Genomic DNA, 13200 nt, shown 5'->3' with positions numbered 1-13200 from the left:
TCGTCACTGTCCCGAATGGGGACTGGGCTTGGGAGACGTCGGACGGGCAGGGGTCGTGGGAGACGATGCGGGGGCGGGGTCGTTCGCCCGGCGCACGTCGGTCTCGATGAAGATCAGGCGGGCGGCGGGGACCGCCTCCCGGATGAGCCGCTCGGCGGTGTCGGTGCGTGCGGACAGCGCGTCGAGGGTGGCATCCGCCTCGGCGGCCACCTTCGCGGTGACCAGGACGTCGTCGGGCCCCAGGTGCATCGTGCGCAGGTGGATGACGTCGGGGTAGCCCGCCTCGGCAAGAGCCGCGCGGATCGCGGCGACGTCCTCCTCGACGGCGGACTCCCCCAGGAGCATGCCGCGCGTCTCGCGACCGAGCACCACCGCGATCACCACCAGCAGGAGGCCGATCATGAGCGTGCCGATCGCGTCCCAGCGGCCGTCGTGCGTGATGAGGGTCATGCTCACGCCGAACAGCGCGAACACGAGCCCCACGAGCGCGCCGAAGTCCTCGAGCAGGATGACGGGCAGCTCGGGAGAGCGCGAGCGGCGGATGAAGCGGCCCCAGCCGACCTTGCCCCGCACCTTGTTGGACTCGACGATCGCGGTGCGGAAGGACATGGTCTCGAGGCCGATCGCCACCACCAGCACCAGCAAGGGGACCCAGTGCCACGACTCGATCGGCTCCGGATGGCTGAACTTGTGCCACGCCTCGTACAGCGCAAACAGACCACCGAGCGAGAACAGCACGATCGCGACGAGGAATGCGTAGTAGTAGCGGTAGCGCGAGTACCCGAACGGGTGCTCCTCGGTGGCCTCCTTGCGCGCGCGGCGTCCGCCCACGAGGAGGAGCACCTGGTTTCCCGAGTCCGCGACCGAGTGGATCGCCTCGGCGAGCATCGACGACGCCCCCGTGAGCCCCCACGCCGCGAACTTCGTGATGCCGATTCCGAGATTCGCGGTGAGCGCCGCGACGACAGCCTTGGTGCCGCCCTCGGTCGACACCTCAGGCCTCCCGGATGACGGCGAGGACCGCGTCGCGCACGCGCTCCATGAGCGCCTCGCCGTCGGCCTCGGCGTTGAGCCGCAGCAAGGGCTCGGTGTTGGAGGGGCGGACGTTGAACCACCAGCGCTCGCCCTCGCCCGGCGCGGGCCAGTGCTCGACCGTGAGCCCGTCGAACTCGTCGACCTCGACGTCCTCGGTCACGAACGCTGCACGCACCCGCGCGAGCGCATCGGGCACGGAGTCCACGCGGGAGTTGATCTCGCCGGAGGCGGTGTAGGGGTGATACGTCTCGAGCATCTGCGACAGCGTGCGGTCCTGAGTGCCCAGCGCCGCGAGCACGTGCATCGCCGCGAGCATCCCCGAGTCGGCGAAGAAGAAGTCGCGGAAGTAGAAGTGCGCCGAGTGCTCGCCGCCGAAGATCGCGTTGAGGCGCGCCATCTCGGCCTTGATGTAGCTGTGGCCCACGCGCGAGCGCACGGGGACCGCGCCGGCGGCGGACAGCTGCTCGCGCACCGCACGCGAGGAGATGAGGTTGTGGATCACGGTGGGCTCGCGACCCTCGGCGAGCTCGCGCGCCGTCTCGCGCAGACCCACGAGGCACGTGATGGTCGACGGCGTCACCACCTCGCCGCGCTCGTCGACCACGAAGCAGCGGTCCGCGTCGCCGTCAAAGGCGAGGCCGATGTCCGCGCCGTGGGCACGCACCGCGGCCTGGAGGTCACGCAGGTTGTCCGTGTCGAGCGGGTTGGCCTCGTGGTTGGGGAACGTGCCGTCGAGTTCGAAGTACAACGGGATGATCGTGAGGGGGAGCTCCCCCAGCCCGGCCTCGGTGCCCAGCACCGCAGGCACCGTGTAGCCGGCCATCGCATTCGCGGCGTCGACCACGACCGTGAGCGGGCGGATGCCGTCGAGAGGCACGAGCGAGCGCAGGAACGCGCCGTACTCGCCCACCATCTCGCGGGTGGACTCGGCGCCGCGCACCGGGGCGGTGGCGGGCGGCTCAACGAGATAGCGCGAGGCGAGCGCGCGCACGTCGGCGAGGCCCGAGTTCTCCCCGACCGCACGGGCGCGCGAGCGGCACAGCTTCATGCCGTTGTAGGCGGCGGGATTGTGGCTCGCGGTGATCATCACGCCGGGCAGGTCGAGCGCGCCCGACGCGTGATAGAGGCCGTCGGTCGAGCACAGCCCGATCCTCACGACGTTCACTCCGCGACACGTCAGGCCCTCCGCCACCGCGTCGGCAAGCCACGGCCCGCTGTCGCGCATGTCGTGACCGATCGCCACGGTGGTTTCTCCATCGGGCAGCACAATGGCGTCGGCGAACGCCGCGCCGATCGCCGTCGCGACCTCCGCGGTGAGATCCTCGCCCACGATTCCGCGGACGTCGTAGGACTTGATGAGGCCGGACAGGTCGGGTGCGTCAGTCACGGACCCAGGGTACCGGTGCGGCCGTCCTCGCGCGCCGGCGCGGCCGAGAGACGATGCGGCGGCACCGGAGGGCGATCAGGCCTCGTTCGAGATGACCCTGAGATGACCGCGGCGCGGCTCGGAAGCGAGGGGCACGGGAGGAGTGAATGCGGCGGCGGGGCGGGGCCGACCGGCCTCGCGGACAGCGCGCGCCAGAGCCTCGAGGTCGTCGGTCGACGGCTCGGGGTCGACCAGGTCGCTGTGGAGGTGCACCACATCCCAGCCGCGGGGCGCGGTGAAGCGGTCCGCGTGGTGAGCGCACAGGTCATAGCAGTGCGGCTCGGCGGTGGCGGAGAGCTGGCCCACCACCACGGTCGAGTCCGCGTACACATACGTGAGCGTCGCAGCCGCCGGGCGCGAGCACGACGAGCGCGAGCACTGCCGGGTTGCCATCACGAACAGTGACGCTACCCGCGCATCGTCCGTCGCGGCGCAAGCCACGCCGGGACGGCCCGGCGCTCGCGGTAGCCTCGCCCTATGTCCAGCCGCGATCGCCACGGCCGTGGCCTGCGCAGGCCACTGCTCCCCTTCGGCGCGCCCGGCCATCGCACGCGCGCCGAGAGGTTCGACGACCTCGTGGCCGACGCGGTCGACCGGCTGGAGCCGCGCTGGGGAGACCAGTGGGGGCGCGTCGAGTTCGGGACCGAGGACGTGCCGCCGTCGGATCCCACGCCATGGGAGGAGGGCGTGCCGCTCGGCAGGCTCTTCCCCGCCGACCTCGGTCAACCCTCGCGGGTGGTGCTGTACCGGCGCCCGATCGAACAGCGCGCGGAGCCGGCCGACCTGCCCGCGCTCGTGCGCGACGTCGTGACCGAGCACGTCGCCCACCTCGTGGGCCACCCGCCCGAGGACGTCGATCCCGAGTACGGCTCCTAGGGGGCGGAGGCCCCGTTCAGTCCTCGCGGACCGCCACGGGCCCCACGTACGGGCGCTGGCCCACCTCGACCACGAGCGGCTCGACATCGGTGCGGCGCGGCGCCACGCGCGCCAGGAAGCCGGGCTCGTCGTCGAGGACCAGCACCCACGTGAACCGGCCCTGCGCGGTGAGCGTCGTGCCGGGAGCCACCTCGAGCGGGATCGTCGCGCTCGTGCGCGCGGTCACGGTGGCCGAGGCCACCACCGCGCCCGAGGCATCCGTCAACTCGAAGTCCGCCGTCGCGGGAGCGTGCACCGTGACCGCGGTGACGTGATCGGTGACGACGACCGAGCGCGCGAGTCGGTCGGATACGTCCTGGGCGGCGGTCCACGCGAGGTCGTACGCGAAGGAGCCGGCCGGGCCGTCCTGGATCTCGCGCGGCTCGCGCATCATCGCCGCGGCGACCACGGGGGAATCGGCGCTGATCTCGATCGCGCCCCCCTCGACCTGGGGAATCTCGACCTCGGTCACGACTCCCGGTTCGAGCGAGAGCGCCGTCACCCCACCCCACTCGACGATTCCGTCCTCGCCCGTGAGCGTGAGGCTCGCCGTCGCGCCCTCGGGGGCCATGATGCGCAGCGTGGACTCGGCTTCTGCACCGCCGACACCCGCCACCACCAGAGAGGTGGACGGCACGGCGCCGCGTCCCACCCAATCCGTGCCCGCCGCTTGGAAGCCGTCGAGGCGAGAGTCCTGGAGGTGGGCGACGACCCCCGCACCCGTGGCCACGATCCGCATCGCGAGGGCGGAGACCTCGGGGACCACGCCCTCGAGCAGGATCTCGCGCTGGGCGCCGGCCGCGAGGGTCGCCACGGTGCGTTCCTCGAGCTTGCCGAGCGGCCCGTAGTACGTGACGGTGGCCTCCGTCGTGGCATCGGACGGGTTGGACAGCACCAGGCGGGCGCTCGACCCAAGCGTCGTCGACCCGCCGACGAGCCACTGGTCGCGCGTGGGTGCCACGCATGAGGCCGCGGCGAGGCCCGCGACATCGCCCGCGCCGATCCGCTCGACCGATGCGCCCGCGTCGCCGCGCACCAGGAAGCCCGCCCCGAGCGGCTCCGTGCCGGCCGCCCCGCCCTCCCCGGCATAGGTCCGGTCATCGGAGCCCGAGCCGAGGGCCGGATCCCCTCCCTCGATCTCGCCCACGGGAATCTCGACGGGACCGGGGCACGCGACGGGCTGCGCCGCCGGGGTGACCTCGCCGGAGAAGGGCGCGGCGGGCATCGGCTCCTCGCCGCCGAGTCGCGCCGACACCACGACCGCTCCGATCGCCGCGACGGCCGCTGCCGCCACCACCACCCGCCGGATCATCGTCGCACCGCCACGTAGCGGCGGTCATGGAGCGGCACCATCCCGATCATCGCCCAGGCGACGGCAACCGCCGAGGCCCACCACCAGAACCGATAGCCCTCGTCGACATACGCATAGGTGACCGTGTCCACGCCCGCGGGCACGTCGAAGGCCACGCGCCCCTCGGCATCCTCGACCGCGGCGAGCGCGCGGCCGTCGCCGGTGGCGCGCCACCCGGGGTCGGCGGCCGCGGCGATGACGAGCGTCCCGCCCGCGCCGCCAGCGTCGCGGGTGGAACCCGATCGCGAGTCGGATTCCAGCGTGACGGTTTCCGCCCCGGACGACTCGATCCACGCACGCGCGACCACGGTGTCCTCCTCGGGCTCGACGCGGAAGGTCGTGCCGTACTCGCTCGCACCGATGAGGTGAAGGCCGGGAATCTGGGCCAACGCCCCCGCGATCATCGGGGACTCGGGGGCCGCGACCACGACTCCGATGCCCCACGTCACGAGCCGCTCCTCGGCCCCCGTGCCCGCCCCGGCCATCGTCGCGACTACCGGCGCGAGTGTCTCGGGGGTCACGGCGGGCGTGCCGGAGCCCGCGAGCGCGGCACCTTCCGCGTCGCGCTGCGCCCGCCCCGTGAGGGTCACCGTGCCCGCGCGCTCGAGCACCGCGTAGTCGACGCCTGCCTCGGTATCGGTCAGCACGAGCGCGCGCTGGCGCGTCGCCAGCTCCTGTTCGAGCTCAGCGACCAGCGGCAGCACCGTGGCGTCGGAGGGGTGGACATCGCCTCGCTCGGGCCGGGTCGGCCACGCCTCGACCACGACGACGCAGACCAGGGTTGCGGCGAACGCGGTGACCACAAGCGACGACACGAGGCGAACCGCGGTCCGACGGGGTCCGGTGCTGCCGGCCCAGAGTCGGGACGATGCCGCGGCGGCGGCGGCGATGAGGCCGGCGGCGGCAAGAGACGTGCCCGGTCCCGCGAAGCCGTTGGCGGCCGCCTGACCCGCCCCGTCGGCCGCGACGACGACGGTCGCCTGCGAGGCGGCGGCCGCCAGCACGCCGAGAGCCGCGGTCAGCAACCCACCTGCGACGGCCCACGGGGCGCGACCCGAGAGAGCGGCGAGCGCGGCCGCGGCGACGATGCCGATTCCCACCGCACTCGCGGCGAGGGTCGCGGCGGCGTCGGGCAGGCCGGGAGTCAGGGCGGTCTCGCCCGTCAGGCCGAGCACGAGCCGCCACGGCTCGACGCTCTCCGCGGCGAGAGCGGGTCCATTTTCGCGCGCGAGGATCGCCCACGCGTCGCGGGACACGACGCCGGCGTGCCAGGCGGCGACCAGCGCCGGCGCAGAGACCACGAGCGCGGGCACGGCGGCGGACCACACGCGCCAGCGCGCACGGCCCGCGACGGCGCCCGCCGCCGCGAGGATCACGACGAGCGGCACGAGCAGGGCCGGCGCGGCGGTCACGATGACCGCCGCGGAGAATGCCGCCCCCATCGCGGCGCTCGGACTCGCGTGCCGGCGCGCGGGGAACTCCTCGCCGCCGCCGACCGCCTCACCCCGATGCCAGCCCGCGGCGCGCGCGAGTCCCAGGGCGAACCACGGGAGCATGAGGTGCGCGATCACCGCTCCGAGGCGACCATCCGAGATGGCCTGGAGGTGCAGCGGCCACAGCCCATAGGCGAGCGCGCCAAGCGCACGCGCCCACACCGACCGCGTCGCCGCTCCCAGCGCCCACCACGCGGACACGACCGCGATCGCGACGCCAAGGCCAAGCACCAGGCCGACCCAGACCCGCACGCCGCCCGGTAGGACGGCGGCGGGCAGCAGCATCGCACTGAAGGCGCCGTCGAGAGCGGGTGATCCGAATCCGCTCGGATCCCATCCCGACCACGTGCGCTCCCACAGCGCCGCGAGGGAGACATTCGTGGCGCCCAGCGCCTCGCCCACGAGCATGCGCCCCGAACCCAGCGCGGTGAGCCACGTGCCGTGCAGCGCGACCGAGGCCGCGATCGCGGCGAGAGCGAGCGCCGCGAGTCCCGTACGGCGGCGGATCGCCGCCTCGGCCAGCTCGGCGCGGACCATGTCTGACGGCGCGGACTGCGCCCGCCACCTGTCGTAGGCACGCATCTCTCGCGAGCGCACGTGCGAGGCGACGGCGCGGGCACCGACGAGGAAGGGGCGCACGACCGCGCGCGGCCTGGTCACCGTCCGACGGATGCGCGCACGGATGCCGGGTAGCCGAGGGAGGCGGGTCAGCACCCGCCACGGCACCGCGAGGTCCGCGCCGACCATCCGCGACTCGTTCTGCGCGACGCGAAGCACGGCGCGCAGCGCGGCGGAGAGGAAGCTCCACACGACAAGGAAGGGAACGGCAATCGCCGGCGACCACGACAGCGCGTGGATCCACTCGCCCGTCCGACCCGCGCCGTATGCGCGCGCACGACCACGCAGCGCGCCGCCGCGTTCGCCCGTGAGGGACTCCTGAGCGTGCCGCACCTTCGCCGCGGGGACGATCACGACGTCGTAGCCCGAGCGCCACGCGAGCCGGCAGAAGTGGAGGCTGTCGCCAAAGCCGCGATACGCGGGCTCAAGCCCGCCCAGCCGCTCCCAAGCGTCGCGACGCACGAGCGCCGCGGCGAGCGATGCCGCCAGGACGTCGTCGCGCTCGTCGTACTGGCCCTGGTTGATGTCGTCCTCGTCCACCAGGTCGATGCGCCGGGCACCGATCACGGTCGTCGTGACGCCCAGGCCGACCAGGCGGCTGACGTCGTCCCACCTCACCTGCGCCGGCGCGACCACCGCGGCCGCGGTGCGCTTCTTGGCCGTCGCGGCCAGACGCGCGAGCGCGTCGGGCAGGGGTGCGGAGTCATCGTGAAGCAGCCACACGTACTCGTGGGGGTGACTCGGATGCGCCGCCAACACGGCGTCGACGCCCTCGGCGTACGTGCGTCCTCCCACGACCCAGTCGATCTCGAGTCCCTCGGGGGTGCGCGGTCGCTCGGCGTCAGCGGGCAGCACGACGTGCAAAAGATCGGGCCGCTGCGTCTGAGCCGCGACAGCCGCGAGGACGTCGGGAAGGCGCTCGGAACGCGTGTCGGAGACCACGATCGCGCGCACCAGCAGGCGCGCAAGGCTCATCGTGCTCCCACGCAGGCTTTCCGGCTAGACCGCGCGCCGCTTGAGTTTGCGGCGCTCGCGCTCCGACAGCCCGCCCCAGATACCGAATCGCTCGTCGTTCTCCAGCGCGTAGTCGAGGCACTCTGAGCGCACGTCACACGACCCGCACACCTTCTTGGCCTCGCGCGTTGAGCCACCCTTTTCAGGGAAGAACGCCTCCGGGTCGGTCTGAGCGCACAGCGCGCGCTCTTGCCACCCCAGCGGTCCGTCATCATCGGTACCGCCGAAGATGTCCACCACCGACGCCAGTGTCGATGCCGGCTTGCCTGCGTCCGAGGGCACTGAGCCGTCGTAGATATTCCACACGGTCCCCACCTCCGATCGCGACGAGATGAAACCCGTCACAAGGAATTACAGCCGTGTAATCACCACGCGTCAAGTCGAGTGTGGCGTATCCCACGCAAGTGCCGACACGCGCGACCGGGCGTGTCGGCGCCACGGGGCGGCCCACGGGCCGCCCGACGCGGCCCGCGCCTCACCGCCGGCGCATCGTCCCCGCCCTAGAATGCGGCTACGACAAGCCCTGGGGGATGGATGACGGACACGAGCGTGCCGCAGGCTCGCCACGCGCGGCCGGGGCTCATGCAGCGCGTGATCTGGATTGCGACGCTCGTGATCGTCGCGGTGCTGGGATTCACGCTCGTGTACGGCAATACCGTGGTCGATCAGGTGGGCGGCGCCCTCAGCGCGAACTCGCAGGAGTTCGAGTCGCTCGTGGGCGAGCGGCCCGACCGGCCCGTCGACTCGGACGCTGGCGAGGCCGTCAACCTGCTGCTCATGGGCTCGGACGCGCGCGACGGCGCGAACGGCAACATCGACGGCGGCGGCGTCGTCGAGGGCATGCGCAACGACACGACGCTGCTCGTCCACATCTCCGCCGACCGCACGCGCGTCGAGGCAGTGTCCATCCCGCGCGATGCGCAGGTCGACATCCCCGAGTGTGCGTACCTCGACGGCGACACCGTCCCTGGCGGCTACGGCGACTTCAACACCGCCTTCGCGAATGGAGGACTGCGCGGCAACGCCGCGGAGGCGGCGGCGTGCTCGATCAAGACCGTCGAGCAACTGTCGGGCGTCTACATCGACCACTACGCGGTAGTCGACTTCACGGGCTTCGTTGGCATGGTCAACGCGCTCGGCGGCGTGCCGATGTGTATCCCCGAGCGGCTGGTCTCCGAGAAGGCACACCTCGACCTTGCGGCCGGGCCCCAGACGCTCGACGGCAAGACCGCCCTCGCGTACGCTCGGCTGCGCACAGCGGAGCAGGGCGGGGTCTCGGGCTCCGATCTCCAACGCATCACGCGACAGCAGCAGCTCCTCGAGCAGGTGGCGGCGACGGCGCTGTCGAAGAATCTGCTCACCGACGTGGGCGAACTCACCCACTTCCTGCGCGCCGCGGCGGAGTCGCTGACCATGGACCCGGGCCTCGCCGACACGTCCTATCTCCTGGGCCTCGCCTACAGCCTGCGCAACCTCGACCTCGGCGCGGTGCGCTTCGAGACCGTGCCGTGGGCGTACACCGAGGACCGGCTCAACGTCGAGATTCTGCCCGACGCGGAACAGATGTGGGACGATATCCGCAACGACCGACCCATCTCCGTCACGGTTGAGGGTGACTCGAGTTCGACGTGGGACGACGGCAAGAAGGACGAGCAGCCCTCCGAGCCGACCGCCTCCGCGACAGCAGAGCCCGCCGTCACCCCGTCCCCCGCCGGACCGGAGTCCCTGCTCGACGCGTGCCGCTGACGCGACGGAGGGAACGCGCGACGCCCCGCGTGCGTTGGGTCGCCAGTACCGACACGCGTGCGCGCGCACGCCGAGCCCAGGAGCATGTATGACCGTCGAGGTCACCGACCCTCGCAGCCGTCGCCGCCTGCGCCACGCCACCCGCATCCCGTCGCGTCGTGCGGTCGGCGCGGTGCTGGGCGTCCTCGCGGCGGCCGCCGGCTTCGGGCTCGTGTTCGTCGAGACCAGCCTCAACCGGATCGACAACAGCTTCACGACGCAGGACATCAGCGGCCTGCTGCCGTCGCACACCCCCGAGCCGGAGGCGACCCCCGAGGATGCCTCGGCGGGCAAGGCGCTCAACATCCTGCTCATGGGGTCCGACACGCGCCTGGGCGAGAACTCGGACCTCAGCCACGACTCGGTCGACGGCATGCGCAACGACACCACGATCGTCATGCACGTCTCGGCCGACCGCTCGCGCGTCGAGATGGTGTCGATCCCGCGCGACTCGCGCGTCGCGATCTCCGACTGCCAGATGCTCGACGGCTCGACCGTGCGGGGGTGGACGGGCAAGTTCAACATCGCGTTCGCCAACGGCGGCCAGAACGGCAACGTCGCGGAGGCCGCGGCATGCGTCGCGACGACGCTGTACGACCTCACGGGCATCCTCATCGACCACTATGCCGTGGTCGACTTCTCCGGCTTCGTCAACATGGTCGACGCGCTCGACGGCGTGCCCATGTGTATCCCGAACGACGTCAGCTCCTCGAAGGCGAACCTCGACCTCGAGGCGGGCGCGCAGGTGCTCGACGGCACCACGGCGCTCGCGTGGGCCCGCGCCCGCACCGGCGAGGGACTGGGCGACGGCACCGACCTCATGCGCATCGAGCGCCAGCAGGAGTTGCTCACCAACATGGCGCGCAAGGCGCTGGGCCTCAACCTGCTCACGGACGCCACCAAGGGCACCGAGTTCATCACGGCCCTTGCGGAGTCGCTCACGATGGACCCCGAATTCGGCGACTCCCACTACCTGCTGGGACTCGCGTGGAGCCTGCGCAACTTCGACACCGCGAACCTCTACATGACGACGGTGCCGTGGGAGTATGCGGGCGACTCGAGCGGCGACGTGCTGTGGACCGAGCCCGATGCCGCCGAGATGTGGGCATCGCTCAAGGCCGACGAGACCATCAACCCCGCGCTGCTCGAGCCCACCACGGACCCCAGCGCCTCGCCCGACCCGTCGTCCTCGGCCGCACCGACCCCCACCGCCTCGGGTTCCGCGACGCCCTCGGTGTCGCCCAGCCCCGAGCGCGAGACCGAGGACGAGATTCTCGACAGCTGCGTGCTGCCGTAGCACGCGGCGCGCGGAGGCCGGTCATCGGGACGATGCCGCGGCCGGCTTCGCGTGCCAGACCTCCTGTGTCAGGCTTCCCGCGTCAAGCCCGGCGGAGCGCCTCGCCCTTCGCGTAGGCGACCTCGCGGAGCTCGTCCTGGAAGGCCTCCATGCGCGCGCGGATCCGCGCGGCCTCGTCGCCCTCTCCCGCACCCAGGATGCGCGCCGCCAGCAACCCGGCGTTGCGCGCTCCCCCGATCGACACAGTGGCGACGGGCACGCCCGCCGGCATCTGGACGATCGACAGCAGCGAGTCCATACCGTCGAGGTGCTTCAGGGGCACGGGCACGCCGATCACCGGCAGCGTCGTCACGGACGCCAGCATGCCGGGAAGGTGGGCGGCGCCGCCCGCGCCGGCGATGATCACCGCGAGCCCGCGCGACTCGGCCTCACGGCCGTACGCGATCATCTGCTCGGGCATGCGGTGCGCGGACACCACGTCCTTCTCGTATCCGATGCCGAACTCGGCGAGCGCCTCGCCCGCCGCCTGCATCGTGGGCCAATCGGAGTCCGACCCCATGACCAACCCCACTCGAATCGCGCTCATGCGCCACCTCCGTCCCTCACGATAGCGGCGGCCGCGACGGCCCTCGCGTAGGCCTCCTCGCGGGTGCCAGCGGACACGTTCACGTGGCCGACCTTGCGCCCGGCCCGCACCCCCTTGCCGTACAACTGGATCTTCGCCCCGGCATCGTCGACCTCCGCGAGAGCGCTCGCGAGCGCGATGCGCGCCCCGCCCAGCACGTTCGCCATGACGGTCCACGGCGCCGTGGGGGTGGTGTCTCCGAGCGGCAGGTCGAGCACGGCACGCAGGTGCTGCTCGAACTGGCTCGTGCGGGACCCGTCGATGGTCCAGTGACCCGAGTTGTGGGGCCGCATCGCGAGCTCGTTGATGAGGATGCGGTCGCCGGCGACGAACATCTCGACGGCCAGCACCCCGGTCACGTCGAGGCCGTGGGCGATCTCGGACGCGATCCTGGCGGCCTCGTCCGCGACGGCCCCGTGCAGGTCGGGGGCGGGAGCGATGACCTCGGAGCACACCCCGGCGCGCTGGATCGACTCGACCGTGGGCCACGCCCGCAGCTCGCCCGAGGGCCGGCGCGCCACGAGGACCGCGAGCTCGCGATCGAACGGCACCTTCTCCTCGATGAGCACGCGCGGGCCGCCGTCGGCCGCCGCGCGGAGCCAGTCGGTGGCCTCGCCGGGTGAGCCGATCACCCTCACTCCCTTGCCGTCGTAGCCACCGCGCGCGGTCTTGAGCACGCCCGCGCCGCCGTGGACGGCGAGGAAGGCCTCGACCTCGTCCTCGGTCTCGACATGCGCCCATGCGGGGTTGGGAAGCGCGAGCGCATCCATGCGGGCCCGCATCTCAATCTTGTCCTGCGCGTACAGCAGTGCGTGGAGACCCGGCCGCGCGGGCACGCCGGCGGCGGCCGCGGCGTCGAAGACCTCGGCCGGGATGTGCTCGTGCTCCCACGTGAGGGCGGCGGGGCGGGGGTGGGCCAACAGGCGGGCCACCGCGTCGGGGTCCGTGGGAAGGCCCACCACGGTCTCGTGAGCGGGCAACGCCGCGGCGGCCTCGCTGGACTCGACGAGGACGCGGAGGGTGATGCCGAGTGCGGTGGCGGGAGCGGCCATCATGCGCGCGAGTTGGCCTCCGCCGATGACGGCGACGATCGGGGTCATGGCACCAAACTACCGGGGGCTAGGCTCGTCACTCGTGACGGTGGTCGGATGGGTGCGCGCGCGGGTCGGTGAACTCACACGCTTCGGCATCGTCGGCGTGGCCGGGATCGTCGTCAACCTGGGTGTGTTCAACCTGTTGCGGCTGGGCCCGCTCGCCCCGGACGCGACCGTCGCGGGCGACGACGACCGCGTGGTGACGGCCAAGGTCATCGCGACCGCCGCGTCGATCCTGTTCGCGTGGGTGGCCCACCGCGAGTGGACGTACCGCGGGCGCGGCCGCCACCGCCCGGCCCGCGAACTCGTGCTCTTCGGCCTCGTCAACGGCGCCGCCCTGATCATCGAGGCGGGCACGGTCGCGCTGAGCCACCACGGCTGGGGACTCACGAGCCTGCTCGCGGACAACGTCGCCTCGCTCGTGGGCATCGCGCTCGGCACGATCGCGCGCTACGTCGGCTACAGCCTGTTCGTCTTCGAGGCGCCCGCCCCCGCGGTACTGGGGGACGATGCCGGGGCGGCGGACCCCCGCACCTCGCCCCGATAG

Annotated in this window: 12 protein-coding genes; 4 read left to right on the top strand and 8 right to left on the bottom strand. The window is 72.4% G+C overall.

Annotation, left to right across the window (positions count from 1 at the left end; translation table 11 throughout):
* Positions 1–3: 3 nt before the first annotated feature.
* The 3 genes from ABEA62_RS10710 to ABEA62_RS10700 all read right to left on the bottom strand — a co-directional run bounded on the left by ABEA62_RS10710 (position 4) and on the right by ABEA62_RS10700 (position 2854).
* The gene (locus ABEA62_RS10710; RefSeq protein WP_286215213.1) at positions 4–993 is read right to left on the bottom strand and encodes a cation diffusion facilitator family transporter; all 990 of its coding nucleotides are present in this window, start codon (positions 991–993) and stop codon (positions 4–6) included.
* A 1-nt stretch (position 994) separates the two neighbouring features.
* Positions 995–2422 (bottom strand): phosphomannomutase/phosphoglucomutase, encoded by a 1428-nt coding sequence (locus ABEA62_RS10705; RefSeq protein WP_345380063.1) that lies wholly within the window; start codon positions 2420–2422, stop codon positions 995–997.
* Positions 2423–2497: 75 nt separating this feature from the next.
* Entirely contained in the window at positions 2498–2854 is a 357-nt protein-coding gene (locus tag ABEA62_RS10700; RefSeq protein ID WP_425558028.1) for a DUF3499 domain-containing protein, read from the bottom strand.
* Positions 2855–2938: 84 nt separating this feature from the next.
* Here ABEA62_RS10700 and ABEA62_RS10695 point away from each other — a divergent pair, with 84 nt between their 5' ends.
* Entirely contained in the window at positions 2939–3337 is a 399-nt protein-coding gene (locus ABEA62_RS10695) for a metallopeptidase family protein (RefSeq protein WP_286215211.1), read from the top strand.
* A 16-nt stretch (positions 3338–3353) separates the two neighbouring features.
* On the opposite strand, the gene ABEA62_RS10690 is transcribed toward ABEA62_RS10695, so the two are convergent.
* Genes ABEA62_RS10690 through ABEA62_RS10680 form a run of 3 tightly spaced genes read right to left on the bottom strand, consistent with a single transcriptional unit; the run spans position 3354 to position 8101 of the window.
* A complete protein-coding gene (locus ABEA62_RS10690; protein WP_345380061.1) occupies positions 3354–4688 on the bottom strand; it encodes a DUF5719 family protein in 1335 nt (444 codons plus the stop codon).
* On the bottom strand, positions 4685–7813 hold the full coding sequence (locus ABEA62_RS10685; protein WP_286215205.1) for a glycosyltransferase family 2 protein: 3129 nt from the start codon (positions 7811–7813) through the stop codon (positions 4685–4687). The genes ABEA62_RS10690 and ABEA62_RS10685 overlap by 4 nt, the downstream gene beginning before the upstream one ends.
* 24 nt (positions 7814–7837) lie before the next feature.
* Positions 7838–8101, bottom strand: a complete 264-nt coding sequence (locus tag ABEA62_RS10680; RefSeq protein ID WP_425558031.1) for a WhiB family transcriptional regulator — start codon at positions 8099–8101, stop codon at positions 7838–7840.
* Between the two features lie 285 nt (positions 8102–8386).
* Here ABEA62_RS10680 and ABEA62_RS10675 point away from each other — a divergent pair, with 285 nt between their 5' ends.
* Together ABEA62_RS10675 and ABEA62_RS10670 are read left to right on the top strand one after the other, a co-directional pair.
* Positions 8387–9598, top strand: a complete 1212-nt coding sequence (locus tag ABEA62_RS10675; RefSeq protein ID WP_286215203.1) for an LCP family protein — start codon at positions 8387–8389, stop codon at positions 9596–9598.
* An 88-nt stretch (positions 9599–9686) separates the two neighbouring features.
* Positions 9687–10934, top strand: coding sequence for an LCP family protein (locus tag ABEA62_RS10670; protein WP_345380057.1), 1248 nt, complete (start codon positions 9687–9689; stop codon positions 10932–10934).
* A gap of 82 nt (positions 10935–11016) precedes the next feature.
* Here the strand turns inward: ABEA62_RS10670 and purE are convergent, their stop codons facing one another.
* Together purE and ABEA62_RS10660 are read right to left on the bottom strand one after the other, a co-directional pair.
* Positions 11017–11520, bottom strand: coding sequence for a 5-(carboxyamino)imidazole ribonucleotide mutase (purE, locus tag ABEA62_RS10665; protein WP_286215201.1), 504 nt, complete (start codon positions 11518–11520; stop codon positions 11017–11019).
* On the bottom strand, positions 11517–12659 hold the full coding sequence (locus ABEA62_RS10660; protein ID WP_286215200.1) for a 5-(carboxyamino)imidazole ribonucleotide synthase: 1143 nt from the start codon (positions 12657–12659) through the stop codon (positions 11517–11519). Before ABEA62_RS10660 ends, purE begins: the two co-directional genes overlap by 4 nt.
* Between ABEA62_RS10660 and ABEA62_RS10655 the strand changes: the two genes are divergently transcribed.
* Positions 12658–13200: a GtrA family protein gene (locus tag ABEA62_RS10655; protein WP_286215199.1), complete on the top strand. Its 543-nt coding sequence runs from the start codon at positions 12658–12660 to the stop codon at positions 13198–13200. The two genes, ABEA62_RS10660 and ABEA62_RS10655, sit on opposite strands and share 2 nt — an antisense overlap.

Origin of the sequence: Demequina sediminis, from assembly GCF_039545075.1 — a bacterium.
Lineage (GTDB): Bacteria > Actinomycetota > Actinomycetes > Actinomycetales > Demequinaceae > Demequina > Demequina sediminis.
Note: the sequence above shows the minus strand (reverse complement) of the source record. Positions and strands in the feature narration are given on the sequence as shown.